Source organism: Methylobacterium sp. A52T, assembly GCF_053346095.1.
In genome coordinates this window covers 25,294-47,408 of record NZ_JBKFBI010000018.1, presented here as the reverse complement: position 1 = coordinate 47,408, position 22,115 = coordinate 25,294, and the positions used below count along the sequence as shown (strand labels likewise).

At 70.5% G+C, this 22,115-nt stretch carries 18 protein-coding genes; 10 read left to right on the top strand and 8 right to left on the bottom strand.

What is annotated here, in order from left to right:
* Entirely contained in the window at positions 1–1,260 is a 1,260-nt protein-coding gene (locus ACLBYE_RS07025; protein WP_020091906.1) for an ABC transporter substrate-binding protein, read from the bottom strand.
* Between the two features lie 119 nt (positions 1,261–1,379).
* Here ACLBYE_RS07025 and ACLBYE_RS07020 point away from each other — a divergent pair, with 119 nt between their 5' ends.
* The 5 genes from ACLBYE_RS07020 (at position 1,380) to ACLBYE_RS07000 (ending at position 8,723) form a co-directional block, all read left to right on the top strand.
* Positions 1,380–2,093 (top strand): GntR family transcriptional regulator, encoded by a 714-nt coding sequence (locus tag ACLBYE_RS07020; protein WP_447693603.1) that lies wholly within the window; start codon positions 1,380–1,382, stop codon positions 2,091–2,093.
* Positions 2,094–2,095: 2 nt separating this feature from the next.
* A complete protein-coding gene (locus tag ACLBYE_RS07015) occupies positions 2,096–2,863 on the top strand; it encodes an SDR family oxidoreductase (RefSeq protein WP_447693602.1) in 768 nt (255 codons plus the stop codon).
* Positions 2,864–3,019: 156 nt separating this feature from the next.
* Entirely contained in the window at positions 3,020–4,825 is a 1,806-nt protein-coding gene (locus ACLBYE_RS07010; protein ID WP_447693601.1) for an IlvD/Edd family dehydratase, read from the top strand.
* 208 nt (positions 4,826–5,033) lie between these two features.
* Positions 5,034–8,021, top strand: a complete 2,988-nt coding sequence (locus ACLBYE_RS07005; protein ID WP_447693600.1) for an FAD-binding and (Fe-S)-binding domain-containing protein — start codon at positions 5,034–5,036, stop codon at positions 8,019–8,021.
* 21 nt (positions 8,022–8,042) lie between these two features.
* On the top strand, positions 8,043–8,723 hold the full coding sequence (locus ACLBYE_RS07000; protein WP_447693599.1) for a GntR family transcriptional regulator: 681 nt from the start codon (positions 8,043–8,045) through the stop codon (positions 8,721–8,723).
* Between the two features lie 31 nt (positions 8,724–8,754).
* Here the strand turns inward: ACLBYE_RS07000 and ACLBYE_RS06995 are convergent, their stop codons facing one another.
* A complete protein-coding gene (locus ACLBYE_RS06995) occupies positions 8,755–9,684 on the bottom strand; it encodes a class I SAM-dependent methyltransferase (RefSeq protein WP_447693598.1) in 930 nt (309 codons plus the stop codon).
* A 183-nt stretch (positions 9,685–9,867) separates the two neighbouring features.
* Positions 9,868–10,521: a GntR family transcriptional regulator gene (locus ACLBYE_RS06990; protein ID WP_056528436.1), complete on the bottom strand. Its 654-nt coding sequence runs from the start codon at positions 10,519–10,521 to the stop codon at positions 9,868–9,870.
* Between the two features lie 193 nt (positions 10,522–10,714).
* On the opposite strand from ACLBYE_RS06990, the gene dctP reads away from it, so the two are divergent.
* The 4 genes from dctP (at position 10,715) to ACLBYE_RS06970 (ending at position 14,437) form a co-directional block, all read left to right on the top strand.
* Entirely contained in the window at positions 10,715–11,737 is a 1,023-nt protein-coding gene (gene dctP / locus ACLBYE_RS06985) for a TRAP transporter substrate-binding protein DctP (protein ID WP_020091898.1), read from the top strand.
* The gene (locus ACLBYE_RS06980; protein WP_447693597.1) at positions 11,734–12,426 is read left to right on the top strand and encodes a TRAP transporter small permease; all 693 of its coding nucleotides are present in this window, start codon (positions 11,734–11,736) and stop codon (positions 12,424–12,426) included. Before dctP ends, ACLBYE_RS06980 begins: the two co-directional genes overlap by 4 nt.
* Positions 12,423–13,775, top strand: a complete 1,353-nt coding sequence (locus ACLBYE_RS06975) for a TRAP transporter large permease (protein WP_020091896.1) — start codon at positions 12,423–12,425, stop codon at positions 13,773–13,775. Before ACLBYE_RS06980 ends, ACLBYE_RS06975 begins: the two co-directional genes overlap by 4 nt.
* 194 nt (positions 13,776–13,969) lie before the next feature.
* The gene (locus tag ACLBYE_RS06970) at positions 13,970–14,437 is read left to right on the top strand and encodes a YbaK/EbsC family protein (RefSeq protein WP_447693596.1); all 468 of its coding nucleotides are present in this window, start codon (positions 13,970–13,972) and stop codon (positions 14,435–14,437) included.
* Between the two features lie 252 nt (positions 14,438–14,689).
* Here ACLBYE_RS06970 and ACLBYE_RS06965 read toward each other — a convergent pair whose 3' ends face one another.
* From ACLBYE_RS06965 to ACLBYE_RS06950, 4 genes are all read right to left on the bottom strand, one after another.
* Positions 14,690–15,502: an enoyl-CoA hydratase/isomerase family protein gene (locus tag ACLBYE_RS06965; RefSeq protein ID WP_447693595.1), complete on the bottom strand. Its 813-nt coding sequence runs from the start codon at positions 15,500–15,502 to the stop codon at positions 14,690–14,692.
* Between the two features lie 24 nt (positions 15,503–15,526).
* Entirely contained in the window at positions 15,527–16,747 is a 1,221-nt protein-coding gene (locus ACLBYE_RS06960; RefSeq protein ID WP_447693594.1) for a CaiB/BaiF CoA transferase family protein, read from the bottom strand.
* A gap of 6 nt (positions 16,748–16,753) precedes the next feature.
* Positions 16,754–18,046 carry an MFS transporter gene (locus tag ACLBYE_RS06955; RefSeq protein WP_447693593.1) on the bottom strand — a complete coding sequence of 431 codons (1,293 nt, stop codon included), beginning with the start codon at positions 18,044–18,046 and terminating at the stop codon, positions 16,754–16,756.
* A 222-nt stretch (positions 18,047–18,268) separates the two neighbouring features.
* Complete coding sequence (locus ACLBYE_RS06950; protein ID WP_447693592.1) at positions 18,269–19,519, bottom strand: MFS transporter; 1,251 nt, start codon at positions 19,517–19,519, stop codon at positions 18,269–18,271.
* A 511-nt stretch (positions 19,520–20,030) separates the two neighbouring features.
* Here ACLBYE_RS06950 and ACLBYE_RS06945 point away from each other — a divergent pair.
* Positions 20,031–20,978 (top strand): L,D-transpeptidase, encoded by a 948-nt coding sequence (locus tag ACLBYE_RS06945; protein WP_447693591.1) that lies wholly within the window; start codon positions 20,031–20,033, stop codon positions 20,976–20,978.
* 57 nt (positions 20,979–21,035) lie between these two features.
* Here the strand turns inward: ACLBYE_RS06945 and glpX are convergent, their stop codons facing one another.
* A complete protein-coding gene (gene glpX / locus ACLBYE_RS06940; protein ID WP_447693590.1) occupies positions 21,036–22,019 on the bottom strand; it encodes a class II fructose-bisphosphatase in 984 nt (327 codons plus the stop codon).
* Positions 22,020–22,115: the final 96 nt, after the last annotated feature.

The following is a 22,115-nucleotide window of genomic DNA, read 5'->3' as shown; positions in this document are numbered from 1 at the left end:
TCACGCCGGGAAGGTGCAGGCGTTCTCGTCGCGGGTGGTGGCGAGCACTTCCAGGCTCTCGCCGGGACCGGGCAGCGGGCCGGTCGAGGTGAAGATGTCGTAGGGGTTCTTGACCTGATCGGCCGGCAGGGCGGTGATCGCGAACATCTCCTGCATCAGCTCGTGGTCCCAGGGGCGGAAATAGCCCTCGCGGACCTTGGCGATGTCGAATTTCGCGCCCGATTCCAGGTGCTCCACGACCTTGATCGACTCGGTCGATTTGAGCTCGTTCATCGATTGCGCGACGATCTTCATCGCCGTGTAGTCGCCCCAGCCCTGGTTCTCCGGCGGCTTCTTGTACTTGGCCTTGAAGGCGGCGACGAACTTCTTCGCCGAGGGCGAGTCGATCTGGTGGTGCCAGATCACCGGCCAGGTGCCGAGGAAGTTCCCCGGCCCGGCGCCCCAGGCGAGCGCGGTGTCGAAACCGAATCCGGCGACCGGGAACGGCAGGCCGAACTCGCTGTACTGCTTGAGGAAGTTGGTGATCTGCGCGCCCGCGAGGTTGCAGATCACGAGGTCCGGCTTGGCCTGACGGAGCTTGAGCAGGAACGGCGAGAAGTCGGTGAGCTCGGTCGGGATCAGATCCTCGCCGACGAGCGTGGCGTCGTTGGCGGCGAAGTACTTCTTGGCCTGCTTCAGGAGGTCGTGGCCGAAGGCGTAGTCGGCGGTGAGCGCGTAGACCTTGCGCCCCTTGATCAGGCCCCGGTCGAGCAGCGCCCGGCCGCAGGCCCGCACCATCATGGTGTTCTGCGATTCGACGTGGAACATGAAGCGCTTGCAGTCGGAGCCGCGCAGCGCGTCCGAGTTGGCGCCGGTGTTGATGAACAGGATCTTCTCGCGCTGGGCGACCTGGCTGATCGCCAGCGCGGAGGCCGAGTTGATCTCGCCGACGAGGCACGCCACGCGGTCGCGCTGGACCATGCGCTCGGCCTTGGCCGAGGCGGTCTGCGGGTTGACGCTGTCCTCCGACAGGAGTTCGACCTTCCGACCCGCGATGCCGCCGGCCGCGTTGATTTCCTCAACCGCGAGCTGCGCCGCCTGAACGGCGAACTCGCCGAGCGGCCCCAGGAAGCCGGTCCGCGGCGTGAGGTGACCGATCCGGATCACCTCGGACTGTCCCTGGGAGAGCGCCGGGCTCGCGAGGGCCGGCGCGAGGAGCGCCGCGCCGCCGGCGCGCAGGAGGCTGCGGCGAGAAAGGGAATCCCCGTACCTGTCCGTCATCGTTCCGCTCCCGTGCGTGTCCTCCAGCCGGGTTGTTGTGGCGGGCTCTGACGGCCCTCACCCGAACTGTGATCACAGATCACTAGCGCGATAGTGCCGGATCCGTCTAGTGTCGGCATATGAATTCCACTTTGGCGCTGGCCGACCTGCCCCAGCTCGCGCGGCGGACCCTGTCCGACACCGTCTACGAGGCCCTGTCGGACCTGCTCGCCTCGGGGCGGCTGGCGCCGGGCGACCGGCTGTCCCTCCGGCAGAGCGCCGCGGCGCTCGGCGTCTCGGTCATGCCGGTGCGCGAGGCGGTGAGCCGGCTCGCGGCGGACGGCGTGCTCGAAGTGGCGCCGAATCGCGTGATCCGGGTTCCGGTCATGGGCGCGGCCACGTTCCGGGCCCTGGTCGAGACCCGCATCGCGGTCGAGGGCATCGCGGTGGCGCGGGCGGCCGAGCTGCGGACGGGGGCCGAGCTCGCGACGATCCGGAGCGCCGAGGCGGCCTTCCGGGCCGAGGCAGAGGCGGCGGAGCCCGACAGGGCGCGCGCCGTCCAGCTCAACCGCGACCTGCATTTCGCCATCTACGGCGCCTGCGGGCTGGGACCCCTGCAGGAGATCATCGCGCGGCTCTGGCTGAAGGCCGGCCCGGTGATCAACCTGGATCTGCGGGCCCACCCGGAGCGCCTGCTCCAGGGCTTCGCGCTCCGGCGGCACGCCGAGGCCGTGGCGGCCATCGAGATCCGGGACGGCGCGGCCGCCGCGGCCGCGATCGCCGCCGACATCCGGGAAGCCGCGGAGTTCATCTTGACCCGCGGCGGATTGCGGGACGTTCAGGGAGAGGATTGATCATGGATCTGGGGATTGCCGGCCTGCGCGTCCTGGTGACGGCGGGCGCTGCCGGAATCGGTCGCGAGATCGTCGACGCCTTCCTGGACGAAGGCGCGCGCGTCTTCGCCTGCGATATCGACGCCGAGGCCCTGGCCGCGCTGCCGGACGCGGTCGGGCGCAGCCGGAACGACGTCGCCGACCGCGACGCGGTCGCCGCGATGATGGACCAGGCGGTCGAGTTCCTCGGCGGCCTCGACGTGCTCGTCAACAATGCCGGGATCGCCGGTCCGACCGGCCGGGTCGAGGAGATCGCCCCCGAGGAGTGGGACCGCTGCCTCACGGTCTGCCTGACCAGCCAGTTCAACTGCGCGCGCCTGGCGGTGCCGCATCTGCGCCAGAGCGCCAACGCCTCGATCGTCAATCTCTCCTCGGCCGCGGGCAAGTTCGGCTTCGCCCTGCGCAGCCCCTACGCGGCCGCCAAGTGGGGGGTGATCGGCTTCACCAAGTCCCTGGCGATCGAGCTCGGCAACGCCGGGATCCGGGTGAACGCGATCCTGCCGGGCCTCGTCGCCGGGGATCGGCAGCGCCGGGTGCTCGAATCGAAGGCCCAGCAGCAGGGCACCAGCTTCGCCGACATGGAGGCGCGGGCGTTCTCGTTCGTGTCCGTGAAGGAGTACGTCACGGCGCGGCAGCTCGCCGACCAGATCCTGCTGCTCTGCTCGCCGCGCGGCCGGACGATCTCGGGTCAGGCCATCTCGATCGACGGTGATACGCGGATGCTGTCCTGAAATCAGTTCAGGCCCGCCGATGCTGCGGCAGATGAATTGCCGGAGTATTGCACTAACGAGTCCGGGGCGCCGCGACCGTGGTCGCGATGCCCGCGGCGTCAGCGGAAGACGGAAGCCGGGCCGCCAGCGCCGGCCCCAGGATGCGAGGAAGCGACCATGAGCGACAAACGCCGGATCACGCCCGCCGACCTGCGCTCGAAGGCCTGGTTCGACAACCCGCACAACCCGGGCATGACCGCCCTCTACCTGGAGCGCTACCTTAATTACGGGCTGACGCCGGAGGAGCTGCGATCGGGCAAGCCCCTGATCGGCATCGCCCAGACGGGTTCCGACCTGTCGCCCTGCAACCGCCACCACGTCGAGCTCGCCAAGCGGGTGCGGGACGGGATCACGGCGGCCGGCGGCGTCGCCTTCGAGTTTCCCTGCCACCCGATCCAGGAGACCGGAAAGCGGCCGACCGCGTCGCTCGACCGGAATCTCGCCTACCTGTCGCTGGTCGAGGTGCTGTACGGCTACCCGCTCGACGGCGTCGTGCTGCTGACCGGCTGCGACAAGACCATGCCGGCCTGTCTGATGGCGGCGGCCACCGTCAACATCCCGGCGATCTCGCTGAACGTCGGGCCGATGCTCAACGGTTACTTCCAGAAGGAGCTGACAGGGTCCGGCACGATCGTCTGGAAGACGCGCGAGCGGCACGCCGCCGGCGATATCGACTTCCAGCAGTTCATGGACATCGTCGGGTCGTCGGCACCGTCCACGGGCCATTGCAACACGATGGGCACGGCCTCGACGATGAACGCCCTCGCGGAGGCGCTCGGGCTCGCCCTCCCGGGCTCGGCGGCGATCCCGGCGCCCTATCGCGAGCGCGGCCAGGCCGCCTACGCCACCGGTCAGCGGATCGTCGAGATGGTCTGGGAGGACCTCAAGCCCTCCGACATCCTGACCCGCGAGGCCTTCGAGAACGCGATCGTGGCCAACGCCGCGATCGGCGGTTCGACCAACGCGCCGATCCACATCAACGCCATCGCCAAGCATATCGGCGTGCCGCTGAGCTGCGACGACTGGGAACGGGTCGGGTTCGAGATCCCGCTCCTCGTGGACATGCAGCCCGCCGGCCGCTGGCTCGGCGAGGAGTATTTCCGCGCGGGCGGCCTGCCGGCGGTCTTCGCCGAGCTGATCGAGGCCGGGAAGGTCCACGAGAGTGCGCTGACCTGCAACGGCCGGACCGTCGGCGAGAACTACCGCGGGCGGCACAGCTGGAACCGCGACGTGATCCGCGCCTACGGAGAGCCGCTGATGGAGCGCGCCGGCTTCCTCAATCTCAAGGGGAGCCTGTTCGATTCTGCGATCATGAAGACGTGCGTGATCTCGGAGGAGTTCGCCGCCCGCTACCTGCGCAATCCGAACGATCCGATGGCCTTCGAGGGGCGGGTGATCGTGTTCGACGGGCCCGAGGACTACCACACGCGGATCGACGACCCGGCGCTCGACATCGACGAGAACACCATCCTGATCATGCGCGGGGCCGGTCCGATCGGCTATCCCGGCGCCGCCGAGGTGGTGAACATGCAGCCGCCCGGCGCCCTGATCCGGCGCGGCGTCACCTCGCTGCCCTGCATCGGCGACGGCCGGCAATCCGGCACCTCCGGCACGCCCGCCATCCTGAACGCGTCTCCCGAGGCGGCCGCGGGCGGCGGGCTGGCCCTGTTGCAGAGCGGCGACCGGATCCGCATCGACCTCAACCGCCGGAGCGCCGACATCCTGCTCCCGGCCGAGGAGATCGCCCGCCGGCGCGCGGATCTGGCGGCGCGCGGCGGATATCCCTACCCGGCGACGCAGACGCCCTGGCAGGAGATCTACCGCGATCAGGTCGACCAGCTCGACCAAGGCATGGTGCTGAGGGGCGCGGTGAAGTTCCAGAAGGTCGCGCAGGCCTCCGGGGTGCCGCGGGACAACCACTGAGGCCGTTACCGGAACCCGCCCGGCGGGGGGACGCGGGGCTGCGACCGGCCGCGCGCCGGGCGAGGTTCGCGGCAGCCCGCGAGGCCGACCGCGGAACCGGGCCCCGGCAGCCCGTCTGCAGCGTGACACCGCGGCCGATTTGCTCCGCAGTGAATTTTGAATACATTTCCCCGCGGGTGGGCGCGTCCCATCTCGGGAGGGATCGATCGTGACGGAAGCGAGGGCGGATGCCCCGGCGCCGCGTGCAGCGGCGCGCCTCGAGGCCGGTTTGCCGCGCCGGCTGGCGGAGCAGCTCCAGGGTGAGGCGCGCTTCGACGCCTTCACGCGCGGGCGCTACAGCACCGACGCGTCGATCTACCAGATCATGCCCGCCGGCGTGGTGCTACCGCGCTCCGCCGCCGACATCGCCGCCACCCTGCGCATCGCTGCCGAGCACGGCGCCCCGGTGATCCTGCGCGGCGGCGGCACCTCGCAGAACGGCCAGCCGATCGGGTCCGGCCTCGTGGTCGACTGCTCGCGGTACTTCAACGGCGTCCTGGCCTACGACGCGGAGGCCGGCACGATCACGGTCGAGCCCGGCATGGTGCTGGAGCGCCTGAACACCCGGGTGAAGGCCGACGGCTGGTTCTTCCCGGTCGAGCCCTCGACGGCGACCCGCTGCACCATCGGCGGCATGGCGGGCAACAATTCCTGCGGGGCCCGCTCCCTGCGGTACGGCAAGATGAGCGACAACGTCCTCGCGATCCAGGCGCTGCTCCACGACGGCGAGGCCTTCGGCTTCGGCCTGACCGGAAACGCGCATTCGGGCGTGAACGGGTCGGATCGGGCCGCGGCGCTCGCTGCGCGGATGCGCGGCCTCGCCGAGGATCACCGCGCCGAGATCGCGGCGCGCTACCCGAAGGTCCAGCGGCGCGTCGGCGGCTACAATCTCGACGCGCTGATCGAGGCGCAGCCGAACCTCGCGCACCTGCTCGTCGGGTCCGAGGGCACGCTGGCCGCGACCACCGCGGTGACGCTGAAGCTCTCGCGCCTGCCGACGCACCGCGTGATGGGCGTGTGCCACTTCCCGTCCTTCCGGGCCGCCATGGAGACGACGCAGCACATCGTCGGCCTGGACCCGGTGGCGGTCGAACTCGTCGACAACAACGTCCTCGTGCTCGGCGCCGACATCCCGCTGTTCCGCACGACGCTCGCCGACATCACCAAGGGCAAGCCGAACTGCCTTCTGCTGACGGAGTTCGCCGGCGACGACCTCGCGTCGCTCCGGCGCGACCTGAAGCGCCTCGACGCCTGCATGGCCGATCACGGCTTCCCGGACGCCGTCGTGGAGGTCGTCGAGCCCGCGCGCCAGAAATCGGTCTGGGAGGTGCGCGAGGCCTGCCTCAACATCATGATGTCGATGAAGGGCGACGCGAAGCCGGTCTCCTTCATCGAGGATTGCGCCGTCCCGCTGGAGCACCTCGCCGACTACACCGACGCCGTGACGGAGGTTTTCACCAAGCACGGCACCCGCGGCACGTGGTACGCCCACGCCTCGGTCGGGTGCCTGCATGTCCGCCCGATCCTCGACATGAAGGAGGCCGGCGATGTCCGGCGGATGCGGGCGATCGCGGAGGAGACCTCCGAGCTGGTGCGCCGCTACAAGGGCTCGTATTCCGGCGAGCACGGCGACGGCCTCTCGCGCTCGGAATTCGTCGAGCCGCTGTTCGGCGCGACGCTCACCCGCGCCTTCGAGACGGTGAAGGACGCGTTCGACCCGGATAACCGGCTCAACCCCGGCAAGATCGTGCGGGCGCCGAAGTTCGACGATCGCGGCCTGTTCCGCTTCATGCCGGACTACGCCGTGTCGGCGCCGATGAAGACCGCCCTCGACTGGTCGGACTGGGGCGGCTTCGGCTCCGCCGTCGAGATGTGCAACAACAACGGCACCTGTCGAAAGCTCGTCGGCGGCGCCATGTGCCCCTCCTACCGGGCGACCCGGGAGGAGCAGCACCTGACCCGCGGCCGGGCGAATTCCCTGCGGCTCGCGATCTCGGGCCAGCTCGGCAAGGACGCCTTCACCAGCCCGGAGATGAAGCGCACCCTCGATCTCTGCGTGTCCTGCAAGGCCTGCCGCCGCGAGTGCCCGACCGGCGTGGACATGGCCAAGATGAAGATCGAGTTCCTGCACCATTACCACGCCCGCCACGGGCTGCCCCTGCGGGAGCGCCTGATCGCGACGATGCCGCTCTACGCCGGGGCTGCGGCGAAGCTGGCGCCGCTCCTCAACCTGCGGGACCGGTACCCGGCCCTCGCCGCCCTCTCGGAGCGCGTCGCCGGCCTCTCGGCCCGGCGCTCGCTGCCGCGCTGGCGCCGGCCCTGGAGCGAGCAGGGCGAGCCCGCCCACGCGCAGGACGTCGCGGGCGATTTCCGCGACGTGATCCTCTTCGGCGACACCTTCAACCGGGCCTTCGAGCGGGAGAATCTCGAGGCGGCCGAGCGCGTCCTGCAGGCCGCCGGCTACCGGCTGCACCGGGTCTACCCGTCGCGCGGCCGGCGGCCCCTCTGCTGCGGCCGGACCTGGCTCTCCGCCGGCCAGACCGACCGGGCGCGCCGGGAGGCGCGCCGCACCCTCGACGCGCTCCTGCCCTTCCTGCGCGCCGGGGCACGGGTCGTCGGCCTGGAGCCGTCCTGCCTGCTCACCTTCCGGGACGAGTTCGCTGCGCTCCTGCCCGGCGAAGAGGCCGCGCTGCTCGCCAAGCAATCCTTCCTGTTCGAGGAATTGCTGGCGGCCGACCTGTCGGCGGGTCGGATCGCGCTGCCCCTCGCCGACCAGGGCGGCCGGGTCGCGCACCTGCACGGGCATTGTCACCAGAAATCCTTCGGCATCATGGGCTCGGTCGAGACCGTGCTCCGGGCGGTGCCGGGGCTCGACCTGCGGGTCATCGAATCGAGCTGCTGCGGGATGGCGGGCGCCTTCGGCTACCGGCCGGAATCGATCGAGACGTCCTTCGCCATGGCCGAGCTGTCGCTGTTCCCGGCGCTGCGCGCCGCCGGGCTCGACGACCTCGTGGTGGCCGACGGGACGAGCTGCCGTCACCAGATCCACGACGGGCTGGGTCTCCGGGCGGAACATGTGGCCCGCGTGCTGGATCGGGCCCTCGTACCTCGACACTCCATTGCCGGGCACCTACACATGGACCACAGGTCGCACTGACCTGGCGTGTGTCGGGGGACCATGAATAAAATCGAGCCCGGGATCGGCATCAGCCGCCGCTACCTCCACGACGAGGTCGCCGAGCGCATGCGCGAACTGATCCGGTCCGGCGAGATGGAGCCGAAGGCGCGGATCAACGAGAGCGAGCTGACCGAGCGCTTCGGGATCTCGCGGACCCCGCTCCGCGAGGCGATCAAGATCCTGGCGACGGAGGGGCTGCTCGAGCTGCTACCGAATCGCGGGGCGCGCGTCGCCAGCATCTCGGACGGCGAACTCGAGGAGATGATGGAGGTGATCGCCGGCCTCGAGGCGACGGCCGGCGACCTCGCCTGCCGCACGATCACCGACGCCGACATCGACGCCCTGGTGGTCGACCACGACGCGATGGTCGAGGCCTGGAAGTCGGGCGACGAGGCCGGCTACTTCAGCCACAATCGGCGCATCCACGAGGGGATCATGGCGGCGAGCCGCAACACGATCCTCGCCAACATCTACGAGAGCCTGTCCGGCCGGATCCAGCGCTCGCGCTACTCCGCCCACCAGACCCCCGATCAGTGGGCCCGCGCCGTCTCCGAGCACGAGCGCATGATCGCGCTGCTGCGCGCCCGGGACGGCGCGGCGCTGGCCGTCCTGATGCGCGAGCACATCCGCGGGAAGAAGTCGGTGATCGCCGCCAATTACGGTGCGGCCGAGACCGCCTGAGCGCCTCGGCCGCGATAGACCGCGCCCGCGATCAGCCGGGCGTCCCGGTCATCTCGAACCAGAACGACGCACCCGGCGTGCGGGAATCGTTCGCGTAGAGGAACGGGATGTCGGGGCCGGTGCCGCGGGCGGCGAAGACAGCCTTGACCCGGGCGCTCATCGCCGGGTCCTGGCAGATATACATCACCGGCACGGTCACCCGGAACGGCGGCGCGCCGCACAGCAGCATCGCCGCCAGAAGGTACTGCTCGTTGTACAATCGGCAGTTCCACGCGGACGGGTAGTCGTCCGGGATGAAGATGTCGTGGATCTGCACGATCACCCCCGGCGCGAGGCGCGGCATCACCTCGAAGAAGAACACCGTCACATCCGAGTTCGCGAAGGAGCGGTGCGAACCGTCGAAGAAGAGGATGTCGCCCGCCCTCAACTCCTCGAAGATCTTCAGATCGCAGGATTCGAGCGGGCTGCGCACGGTCCAGTCGCAGAGCGCGTCGATCTCGCGGCGGGGCATCGGATCGATCGAGGTGATCCGCGTCGGAAGGTTCAGGGTGTCGATCGCGTGCCGCGCGAAGCAGGTCGAGCAGCCCGAGCCGATCTCGAAGAACCGAGACGGGCGCTTCCAGGCCAGCATCGTCATCAGCGCGGCACCGTCGAGGGCGGTGAACCACGTGTTGTTCCAGTGGGGCGTCGCCCCGTCGGTCACGGGCGCGTCGTGCGGGACGCTGTGCAGCAGGTCCGCCCGCGCCTCGAGTTCCGTGAGGAAGCTGTCGCAGGCCGCGTGCGACCGGGCGAGCACCGCCTTGAGCTGGCCGTGCGGCGCCCGGCCCGGCGACCAGCGCGCGGACGGCACGACGGGGTAGTAATCGTGGACCGTGTGGCTCCAGCGGAAGGCTTCCCGGCTGGCCCGGAAGATATCCACCCCCGCGCGACGACCCGCGCTCCTGACGACGTCCTTCAGCATGATCGGTCCCCGGCTCCGGATCGACAATGCCGGGACTGCAACTTATGGTCGAGTCAGGCGGAACACCTACGCAGTCCGACCTGCCGGCAGGGTTAGGGCGCGATGAAGGGACGATCCCGGGCCGCGCCCGGATCCGGACAGGCCGCCCACACAATTATCGCGGGCGGCGCGCCGCCCCGCCGCTCAGGCGGCGCTCGGCGCCCGCAGGCCGGCCACCAGATCGGTGAAGCGGTCGCCCTGGACGATCACGTGGCCCCGGAGGGCCTCCGCGGCGCCGGCCTCGTCACCCGCGATGATCGCGGCGACGATCGCCTCGTGCTCGGCCAGCGATTGCGGCAGGCGCTGGCGCACGCGCAGCTGCAACCGGCGGTACGGGGCCAGGCGGCGATGGAGCGACAGCGCCTGCTCCGCCAGGAAGGCGTTCCGGCTCGCCCGGTACACCACCGTGTGGAACACGTAGTTCTCGGCGTAGTAGGCCTCGGTGTCCTCGGTGGTCAGGGCGGCGCGGCAGCCCTCCAGCGCGGCGCGCAGCGCGGCGGCGTCCTCGGGGACGAGGCGGCGCGCCGCCAGACGGCCGCAGGCCGCCTCGATCTCCGCCATCGTCTCGAACATGGCGAGCAGCAGGTGCGGCTCGGGCGCGCTGACGATCGCCCCGCGCCGGGGCTTCGTCTGCACCAGCCCGGTGACGGCGAGCTGCAGCAGCGCCTCCCGGATGGGCGTGCGCGAGACCCCGAAGCGGGCCGCGAGCTGGTTCTCGTCGAGCCGCGATCCCAGGGCGAGCTCGCCGGAGACGATCTCATCCTCGATACGCTGCCGCAGCCGCTGCGCGTGGCTCATGCTGCCGTTCCCTCCCCCGATGAACGGGTCGCGCGCCGCCCCGCCCTTGAGGCCGGCGGATGTTCGACGCGCGCGAACATTATGCTGGAGCATTGACAAAATATACAAGCCGGTTTTCCATGCATACAACGAGGCGCCGCACTATTGCAGCGCACAAAACAAAGCCGCGTTGTTTGCGGTGCGGGAGAGCTCCATGACGCCAACTCGTCGATCGCTGATCGCGGCCACGCTCGCGGCACCGGCCATCCTGCGGTTCGGCCTGAACAGCGCGCAGGCGGCCACGACGCTGAAGCTGTCCCACCAGTTCCCTGGCGGCACGATCGACGAGGGCGATTTCCGCGACCGCATGTGCCGGAAGTTCGCCAAGATGGTCGGCGAGCGCTCGAAGGGCGCCCTGGACGTCCAGGTCTACCCGGGCTCCTCGCTGATGAAGACGAACGCCCAGTTCGGCGCCATGCGCAAGGGCGCGCTCGACATGTCGCTCTACCCGAGCCCCTACGCGGGCGGCGAGATTCCGGAACTCAATATCGGCCTGATGCCCGCCCTGGTGACGTCCTACGCGCAGGCCGTGGCGTGGAAGGCGGCCCCGGTCGGCCGCAAGCTCACCGAGATCCTGGACGCGAAGGGGATCATCCTGGTCTCCTGGGTCTGGCAGGCCGGCGGCGTCGCGAGCCGGGAGCGTGCCCTCGTGGCGCCGGCCGACGCCAAGGGGATGAAGGTGCGCGGCGGCTCGCGCGAGATGGACATGATGATGAAGGAGGCCGGCGCGGCCACCCTCTCGATCCCGTCGAACGAATCCTACGCGGCGATGCAGACCGGCGCCTGCGACGCGGTGATCACCTCCTCCACCAGCCTGATCTCCTTCCGCCTGGAGGAGCTGTCCAAGGCGCTGACCTCGGGGCGCGAGCGCTCCTACTGGTTCATGCTCGAGCCGATCATGATGTCCAAGATCGTGTTCTCGGGCCTGCCGAAGGAGCAGCAGGACCTGATCATGGCGGTCGGGACGGAGCTCGAGGCCTTCGGCCAGGCCGGCGCGAAGGAGGACGACACCCGCGTCGAGGAGATCTTCGCGAAGGCTGGCGCCAAGGTCGTCCAGGTCGACGAGAAGTCCCTCGGCCAGTGGCGTGATCTCGCCCGCAGCACGGCCTGGAAGGATTACGCCGCCAAGAACGCGAACTGCGCGGAACTGCTGAAGCTCGCGGAGCAGGTCGCGTGAGCCACGGCTTCGACGCGGCCACGGCCGCCCCGGAGGCGCGCGGGGCCGACGAGCCCCGCGTGCCAGGCCTCCTCGGCGCCTTCGACCGGGGCATGCGCCTCCTGAACTCGCTGATCCTCGCTATCGGCGGCCTCTGCCTCGTGGCCGCCTGCCTCGTCCTGACCCACAGCGTCGTCGTCCGCTACCTCCTGAAGGAGCCGACGGAGTGGCAGGACGAGATGGCGGTGTTCCTCATCATCGGGGCCACCTTCCTGTCGGCGGCCGGCGTGCAGGCCAAGCGCGGGCACGTCGCGATCGAGGCCCTGACCGGCCTCCTCCCGCCCGCCGCCAACCGGGTCCGGCTCCTGCTGGCCGACGTCGTCAGCCTCGCCTTCTGCCTGTTCTTCGCCTGGAAGAGCTGGTCCCTCGATCACGAGGCGTGGGTCGACGGGCAGGTCTCGCAATCGACCTGGGGGCCGCCCCTCTGGATCCCCTACACCCTGATGTCGGTCGGCATGAGCCTGCTGTGCGTCCAGTTCGTCCTCCAGATCGCCGAGGCCCTCGCCTACGGGCCCCGGGCCGCCGGCTGGGCGCAGCCCAAGATCGGGCTCGGGGCCGACGTCAATCGCGACATGCACGGGGCGGCCGAGGTCGCGCCCCGGGGACCGGACCCGATGGGTCAGACCGTTTCCGCGAAGGTTGAACGATGAGCACGGCCGCGATCGGCTTCCTGTACGCGGGCGCGACCCTCGGGGCGATGCTCTCGGGCATCCCCATCGCCTTCGCGCTGGGCTTCGTGGCGCTCGCCTTCATGGTGGCGTTCATGCCCGGCGCCTCCCTCGATACGGTGGCGCAGAACGTCTACGAGGAGATGGCCTCCATCACGCTGCTGTCGATCCCGCTCTTCATCCTGAAGGGCGCGGCCATCGGGCGGTCCAAGGCCGGCCAGGATCTCTACACGGCCATGCACGCCTGGATGCACCGCATCCCGGGCGGCCTGGGCATCGCCAACGTCTTCGCCTGCGCGCTGTTCGCCGCCATGGCGGGCTCCAGCCCGGCCACCTGCTCGGCGATCGGCTCCGCCGGCATCCCGGAGATGCGCAAGCGCGGCTACTCGCCGGGCTTCGCGGCCGGGATCATCGCAGCGGGCGGCACGCTCGGCATCCTGCTGCCGCCCTCGATCACCATGATCCTGTACGCTGTGGCGGCCGAGCAGTCGCTCGGGCGGCTGTTCCTCGCGGGCATCGGGCCGGGACTCCTGCTCGTGGGCCTGTTCGCCGCGTGGTCGATGGTGCGCTTCCGCTCGGAATACGCCGCCGCGAAGGTGGCCCTGGAGCGCGGCGGGCCGGCCTCGCCGATCCTGGCGGACGAGCAGTACAGCATGGCGCAGCGCTTCTCGACGCTGCCGCGGGTCCTGCCCTTCGTGGTCCTGCTCACCGGCGTGATGGTGGCGCTCTACGGCGGCTACGCCACGCCGTCCGAGACCGCGGGCCTCGGCGGGCTGATGGCCCTGGCGCTGATCGCCGCGATCTACGGCGTCTGGCGGTTCCGCGACGTCACGCCGATCCTGACGGCGACGCTGCGGGAATCGACCATGCTGATGCTCATCATCGGCATGTCGCTGCTCTACGCCTACGTGATGAGCTACCTGCACATCTCGCAGTCCGCCGCCGCCGCGATCGTCGCGATGCAGCTATCGCCCTGGGTGCTGCTGGTGACCATCCTGGCGCTGGTGATCGCGCTCGGCTTCTTCTTGCCGCCGGTCTCGATCATCCTGATGACGGCGCCGATCATCCTGCCGCCGCTCAAGGCCGCCGGGTTCGACCTCGTCTGGTTCGGCGTGGTGATGACCATCACCATGGAGATGGGCCTGATCCACCCGCCGGTGGGCCTCAACATCTTCGTCATCAAGAACATCGCCCCGGACATCCCGCTCTCGGACATCATCTGGGGCACCCTGCCTTTCGTGATCCTGATGGCGGTGGCGATCCTGATCCTGTGCCTCGTGCCGGGCATCGCGATGTGGTTGCCGGACCTGCTGCTCACGACGACGCGGTAGCTCGATCCACCCGGCCCGTGCGAGGCAGGCCCCTCTCCGCCCGGAGAGGGGCCTGTCGCGCGTGGGGAGGCGGTCGCGCGAGCGCCGCGTCCCGCGCGGCGGCGGCCCGCGTCGGCGCGCTGGCCGGCGCGACCGGAGCCGCCTATGGCAGCGCGCGCGCCGCCCCGCCCCGATCCCGAGCTTCGGACCGAACCATGAGCCTCGCCTCCGTGCGCGCCTTCTTCGCCGAGAAGGCGCCCGACATCGCGGTCATCGTGCTGGAGACCAGCACCGCGACCGTTGCCGAGGCGGCGGAGGGCCACGGCGTCGCCCCGGCCCAGATCGCCAAGACGCTCTCGATCCGGGTCGGCGATCAGGTCGCCCTGGTGGTGACGCGCGGCGACGCGCGGCTCGACAACCGGAAGGCCAAGGCCGCCTTCGGCGGCAAGGTGCGGATGCTCGACCTCGGCGAGGTCGAGGCGCTCACCGGCCATCCGGTGGGCGGCGTCTGCCCCTTCGGCCTGCTGACGCCGCTGCCGGCCTACTGCGACGTCTCCCTACGGGCGTTCGACGAGGTGGTGCCGGCCGCCGGCAGCACCCACAGCTCGGTGCGGATCGCGCCGGCGCGGATGGCCGAGCTGACCGGCGCCGCCTGGGTCGATGTCTGCGCGCTGCCGGGCTGAGCGGCGCGGTCAGCGCCGTTCCCGCTCCGCACGCGGCGCGGGTCCCCTCTCCCGTGCGGGAAAGGGACAGGGTGAGGGATCAGGTCTGTCCGGACGAGGCGCGCGCCGTCGACGCAGGATCGCGCGCTTGATCCTGAACGGTCTCGTCCCGCACCCCGACCCTCTCCCGCACGGGAGAGGGGGCATGGCGCCGCTGTCTCGACACCGAAGACGCCTTCCCTCCGGACCGTCGCAGCACCCTCCGGTGCGGCTCTAGCGCCCGGTCCAGTTGGGCGGGCGCTTGCCGAGGAAGGCCTCCATGCCCTCGCGGAAATCCTGGCTCATGTAGCACATGAGGATCAGGTCATCGCCGGGATGCGGCGCTCCCTCGGCGCCGGCCTCCTCCTCGGCGAGCCGCCGCAGCCCCTCCTTGGTCGCCTGCATGGTCAGCGGCGCGTGGTTGGCGAGGAGCTGCGCCAGCGTGTCGACCCGCTCCGTGAGCGCGATCCGATCGTCGACCACCTCGCCCACGAGGCCGATGGCGAGCGCCTCCTCGGCGCCGACGAGGCGGGCGGTGAAGATGATGTCCTTGACCCGCGCCGGGCCGATCAGGCCGGAGAGCCGCTTGAGGTTGCCCTGGCTCAGGCAATTGCCGAGGGTGCGGGCGATCGGGAAGCCGAAGCGCGCGTCGCGCGTGGCGATGCGCAGGTCGCAGGCCGCCGCGATGGCCGCGCCGCCGCCGGTGCAGGCCCCGGCGATCGCCGCGATGGTCGGCACCCGCAGCCGCTCCAGGGAGCCCAGCACCTTGTCCATGAACCGCTCGTAGCCCAGCGCGTCCTCGGCAGTGTTGAAGTCGCGGAACTGGGCGATGTCGGTCCCGGCCGCGAAGGCCTTGTCGCCCGCGCCGGTGATGATCAGCGCCTTGACGGCCGGGTTCGCGGCGATCGCCTCGCAGCAGGTGATCAGGCCCTGGTACATCGCGAAGGTCATCGCGTTGCGGGCCTGCGGACGGTTCAGGACGATGCGGGCGATGCCGGCCTCGTCGATGGTGAACAGCAGCTCGTCGGTCGCGGGCTTGGCAGTCATGCGCGGCGTCTCCGGGTGGCGGCGTCAGGCCGCGGTCTCGCGGACCACGCCCCGCGCGATCAGCGCGTCGATCTCGGCCGGCGCGTAGCCGGCCTCCGCCAGGATCGCGCGGGAATGCTCGCCGAGCAACGGGGCCGGCCCGTGCACGCGCCCCGGCGTCTCGGAGAACTTCACCGGTAGGCCGAGCGTCTTCATGCGGCCGACCCGCGGGTGATCGACCTCGACCACCATCTCGCGGGCGAGGGTCTGCGGGTCCCGGTGCATCGCGTTCACGTCGAGGACCGGCCCGGCCGGGACGCCGCCGGCCTCGAGCCGCGCGAGCCACTCGGCCGAGCTGTGGGCCCGGAAGACCGGCGCGAGGGTCGCGGCGAGCGCGTGCCGGTTGGCCATCCGGTCGCGGTTGAGCGCGAAGCGCGGATCCTCGGCGAGGTCGTCGGCGCCGATGGCCTTGAGCAGGCGCAGCCAATTGGTCTGGTTGGCCGCGCCGATCGTGATCCAGCCGTCGGCAGTCTCGAAGGCCTCGTAGGGCGCGTTCAGCGGATGGGCCGAGCCCATCGGGCCGGGCGCGATCCCGGTCGCCATGGCGATGGCCGACTGCCAGTAGGTGTGGGTGATGCCGGCCTCGAACAGCGACGTATCGACCGCCTGGCCCCGGCCCGTCCGGAGCCGGTTCGCGTAGGCGGCGAGGATGCCCATGGCGGCCAGGATGCCGGCGGTGATGTCGGTGACCGGCGGCCCGCACTTCATCGGCGGCCGCCCCGGCCCCTCCCCGGTCACCGACATGAGGCCGCTCATGCCCTGCGCCACGAGGTCGAACCCGGCCCGGTCGGCGTAGGGACCGGTGCGGCCGAAGCCGGAGAGCGAGCAGTAGACCAGCTCCGGGAACTCGACCTTGAGGGTGTCGTACCCGATCCCGAGGCGCTCCATCGTGCCGCCGCGGTAGTTCTCGATCAGGGCGTCCGCGCCCTCGAGCAGGCGGCGCAGGACCGCGACGCCGTCCGGATCCTTCAGGTCGAGGCTGATGCCGCGCTTGCCGCGGTTCATCATCATGTAGGCGGCGCTCTCGCCCTCGAGGGCGGGCGGGACGGTGCGACGGGTGTCGTCGCCCTCCATCTTCTCGACCTTGATCACCTCCGCGCCCATGTCGGCGAGCATCAGCCCGCAGACCGGCCCGGCCATGATGTGGGCGAGCTCGATCACCCGCATCCCGGCGAGGGGACCCGACCGCTTCATCGTCTCCGCCATCGCGCGCTACTCCCCGGCCGGGACGGTGGCCGCGGGGCCGACCGACGGCGTGACGGGATCCACGAACTCCCGCTCGGGGTGCATGGTGAAGGCCAGCGCGGCGCCGAGCAGGCACAGGCCGATCGAGCCGACGAAGGGCAGCGTCCAGCTCCCGGTCAGGTCGACGATGACGCCGAAGACGATCGGCGAGACGATCGCCGCCACCGCCGAGCCGGTGTTCATCAGCCCGCTGGCGGTGCCGGCGTATTTCGGCGCGATGTCCATCGGCACGGACCAGATCGGGCCGATCACCAGTTCGGCGAAGAAGAAGCCCGAGGACAGGAGCAGCGCCACGAGGGTCAGGTCCCGGGTCATGAACACGCCCGCGAGGCTCGCGGCCGCCCCGAGGAAACCGATGACGATCACCGACAGGCGCGCGAGCTTCACCTTGCCGGTGCGGTGCAGGATCGAGTCGCTGAGCATGCCGCCGACCGTGTCGCCGACGACGCCGGCGAAGAACACGCCCGAGGCGAACAGGGCCGAGTTCTTCAGGTCGAGGCTGTAGTTCTCCTTGAAGAAGCTCGGCAGCCAGCCGAGGAACAGCCACAGGGTCCAGCCGTAGCAGAAATACGTGACGGTGACCGGCAGCATCCGGCGCGTCAGGGCGCCCCACGGCACGCTCTGCTTCGCGCCGACCTGGCGGGGCGGCGGCAGCGTCGCCAGCTCGGCCTCGGTGATCGCCGGATGCTCGGACGGGTCGTCGCGGAAGTACAGCCACCAGATCGCGACCCAGACGAAGCTCACGGCGCCGAGAATGACGAAGCTGGTCCGCCAGCCGAAATGGTAGATCAGGAACGCCACGATCGGCGGCGCCACCGCGTTGCCGAGCCGCGCGAAGGCGTGGGTGATGCCCTGCGCGAAGCCGCGCCGGCCGGGCGCCGTCCAGTTCTGCATGGCGCGGGTGGCGGTCGGGAAGGTCGCGCCCTCGCCGAAGCCGAGCAGGACGCGCGCCAGGAAGAGGCTGACGAGGCCGCCGACCATGCCGGTCAGGATGGTCGCCGAGGCCCAGATCACCCCGCAGGCGAGCAGCGTGCGCCGGGCGCCGAACTTGTCGCCGACCGAGCCGCCGATCACCTGGAAGATCGCGTAGGGGTACGCGAACGCCGACAGGATCAGACCGAAATCGGTCTTCGACATGCCGAAATCGCGCATGATCTCCGCACCGGCCGTGGCGATGTTCACCCGGTCCAGGTACGTGATGAAGTACATCAGACAGAGCAGGCCGAGCACGCCGTTCGTGGCGCTGAAGCGCTTCGACATCGACCGTTCCTCCCGTGAGGGCGCCGCCTCGCGCGGTCGCCGGGCGCCTCGGCTCTCGGTCCGGGCGCTCTTTCGTTATGCATTATTCAAACGCGTCGCGCGGCGGAAGGCAACCGCCGACGTGCATCCGGCACGTGAATTCATTCCACGGGGTGCAACTGAAAACGGGGGCCGCCCGGGCCCCCGTCTCGTGTCGGTCGTTGAGAGGCGCCGCGGCGCCGGTCAGGCCGTCGCGGGCCGGAGCTGACCCTGCTCGGCCTCGGCCGGCGTGCCGATCGCCTTGCCGCGCGGCCCGACCCAGCTCCCGACCCACTTGCGCTGCCAGAGGGCGAGGCAGCCGAGCACGATCGCGGTGAAGACGGCGTAGCCGACGAAGCCCAGCGAGAACGAGCCGGTATACTGCTTCGACAGGCCCATGACGTTCGGCAGGATCGCTCCGCCGAGCGCGCCGATCTCGCCGATCATCGAGCCGGCCACCGCCGTGTTGGTGGGCCAGCGCAGCGGGACGAGCTGGAACAGCGCGCCGTTGCCGGCGCCGAGCGCGGCGAAGCACAGCATGAACAGGAGCGTCGTGAGCGCCAGCGACGGGGTCGCGGTCAGCGAGAGCAGGGTCGCGATCGCCGCCAGCAGCACCACCGACAGCACCGCGATGCCGCCCATCCGGTCGGCGAAGTAGCCGCCGACGATCCGGATGCCGGACCCCATGAAGGCCGCCAGCATCGTCAGCCGCCCGGCCTCGACCTTCGTCACCGCGAACTGCTCGTAGAAGAAGGTCGGCAGGAAGTTCGACAGGCCGATGAAGCCGCCGAAGGTGATCACGTAGATCAGCGAGAACGCCCAGCCGTCCTTCGTGAACAGGCAGGAGACGTGCTCCTTGAAGGACTGGTGCTCGCAATCCGGCGGCTCCTTGGCGAGCACGATCATGACCGCCAGCGGCAGCAGCATGACGAGGCCCGCGAAGGCGTAGGTGGTCTGCCAGCCGTAGGCCTGGGCCAGCGGCGGGGCGAACAGCACGGCCAGCACGGTGCCGGAATTGCCGGCGCCCGCGATGCCCATCGCCAGCCCCTTGTGTTCCGGCGGGAACCAGCCGGAGCCGAGGGAGAGCGCGACGCCGAAGGACGCGCCGGCGATGCCGAGCAGCACGCCCATAGCGAGCACGTCGTTGTAGGAGGAGACGAACAGATAGCCGTAGGCCATCGCCAGCATGATCACGACCATCTCGGTGATCGCGGCGTTCTTGCGGCCGATATACTGGGCCAGGACGCCGAGCGGGAAACGCATCAGCGCACCGGCGAGGATCGGCAGCGAGATCATGAAGCCGGTCTGGGCCGGCGTCAGCTTGTAGGTCTCGGTGATGAACGGACCCATGGCGCCGTTCAGGACCCAGATGGCGAAGCAGAAATCGAAGTAGAGAAATGCCGCGAACAGCGTCGGGGGGTGACCCGACTTCATCACCGTTTTGAAGCTGGCCATAGCTGGTGCTCGTCGAAAGTGGGCGAACCGCCGTGCGGTCGCTCATGCCGGGGATCCGGACTCACACCGTCCGCTGTTTGGAGCGTCGTTGCTCCGCCGCCGCAGCAGGCGCGGCTCACCGGGCAATGCAGCAAGCGTGCCACCCCGGGCAGAATCCCGCCGATCGGATCGCTCGGCCGTCGCGGCGCCGCCGCCGAACCGCGTTCCGCAAGTCGCTACCGCCGAGTCGCTGCCGCTCGGCGAGGCAGGCGTGCCGAGTAAACGGGCGCTCGCCCGGCGCCCTCACGGATCGGTGAGCGGCGCAGCCGAAATCGTTGCTGCACGAGGGCAACACACGCGGCGAGAAACGATCCGGAAGACCCTGTAAGTTGCCTTTGATGACCGTCGGCAACTTGGCGGTAAAGCGCGACCTTTGCTAAGCCCCGGGATGAGCTGTGCCGCGACTTCGTGCCGGCCCGCTCGCCTGCGCGTCGCGGCAAGCCCCGGCGACGCCTCCCGAGGAATTCGAACCATGTCCGCCCCGATCCGTCGCCTTCTCCTGGCCGGCTTCACGGTCCTCGCCCTCGCCTCCGCCGCGCACGCCCAGGGCCGCGGCCCCGTAGGCGATGCCGGGATCGACGGGTTCGGCGACGACAATCAGCTCTACCAGGATCAGAACGGCGCGCTCTACGTGCGTCGCGGCGGCCGCTACCTGCCCTATACCGGCCGCACCGACTTCGTGCGCCCGGCACCCCCGCCGCCCGCCGCGCAGGCCCCGGTCGCGCCGCCGCCGGCCGCCAACCTGGACACGGACCCGACGGTCCCGGCGCGCCCGGGCAGCGCGCCTCCGGCCGAGGGGCTCTCGCCGCTGGAGGCCGCCAAGGCCAAGGCCGTGCTCCGCGCGCCCGACAACGAGCCGATCGACTACGCCAAGATCTACGGCCCGATCACGGACGACGTGTTCCCGGTCCAGGCGTTCAATTACAAGAAGATGAACCCCGCGTTCCTCCGTCAGGAGATCGCCTATCACGGTCCCTACGAGCCGGGGACGATCATCGTCGACCCGCGGGCCCACCAACTCACCCTGGTCGAGGCGAACGGCCGGGCCCGCCGCTACGGCGTCGGCGTCGGCAAGCAGGGCTTCTCGTGGTCGGGCACCGCGACGGTGAATTCCAAGCAGGCGTGGCCGGACTGGTACCCGCCGAAGGAGATGATCGCCCGCAGCCCGAAGCTCGCCAGCGAGGTCGACAAGCTGCAGAGCGGCCTCGGCGTCGCCGGCGGTCTGCGCAATCCGCTCGGCGCCCGCGCCATGTACCTCTGGCAGGGCAACAAGGACACGCTGTTCCGCATCCACGGAACCCTCGAGCCCTTCTCCATCGGCAAGAGCGTGTCGTCGGGCTGCATCCGGATGATCAATCAGGACGCGATCGACCTGTTCAGCCGGGTCGGCGTCGGCAGCAAGGTGGTGGTGCTGAACTGAGGCCGGGCTAAGCCCCCCGCCCGTGCGCCGCCGGTCCGGGACCGGCGGCCAACCGGTTCAGGTCAGCCCGCGCCGGTGCTCGCCGAGGATCCGGCGCACCGTGCCGGCCTCGGACCGGTAGACCAGAGTCTCGGTCTGGATCTTGTCCGGCCGGAAGCGCACGCCGCGCAGGAGGGCGCCGTCGGTGATGCCCGTGGCGGCCACGATGACGTCGCCGCTCGCGAGATCGGTCAGGTCGTATTTCCGGTCCAGATTCGCGATGCCCATCTCGGCGGCCCGGCGCCGCCGGTCCGGGGTGTCGAGGATCAGGCGTCCCTGCATCTGGCCGCCGATGCAGCGCATCGCGGCGGCCGCCAGTACGCCCTCGGGCGCCGCGCCGGTGCCGAGATAGAGGTCGATGCCCGTCTCCTCGGGGCTCGCCGTGAAGATGATCCCGGCGATGTCGCCGTCCGAGATCAGGCGCACCGCCGCGCCGGCCGCCCGCACCTCGGCCACGAGCGCCGCGTGGCGCGGCCGGTCGAGGATCAGCGCGGTGATCTGCTTCGGGTCGACGCCCTTGGCCCGGGCCAGCGCCACGATGTTGTCGGTCGGGCTGGCGTCGAGATCGACGAGGTCGGGCGGGTAGCCGGGCCCGATGGCGATCTTCTGCATGTAGACGTCGGGCGCGGCGAGGAGCGAGCCGCGCTCGGCCATCGCCATGACGGCGATGGCGCCGGGCATGTCCTTGGCACAGAGGGTCGTGCCCTCCAGCGGATCGACCGCGATGTCGACCTCGGGCCCTTCCCCGAGACCGAGCTGCTCGCCGATGAACAGCATCGGCGCCTGATCGCGCTCCCCCTCCCCGATCACCACGGTGCCGCGGATCGGCAGGCCGTTGAGTTCGTCGCGCATCGCGTCGACCGCCGCCTGGTCGGCCGCCTTCTCGTCGCCCTGGCCGCGCAATCGGGCGGCGGCGATGGCGGCACGCTCCGTCACGCGGGCCAGTTCGAGGGCGAGCGTGCGCGGGACGCCGCGCGATGCCGGCTTGGGGGCCTCTTCCATGGTTTCCTGCCTCTGGCCGGGTCCGATCTTGGGGTCGGATCCCGGATGGATACCGTCGGATGACGGCCGCGCAGCGTATACGCCGGTTCGCTAATG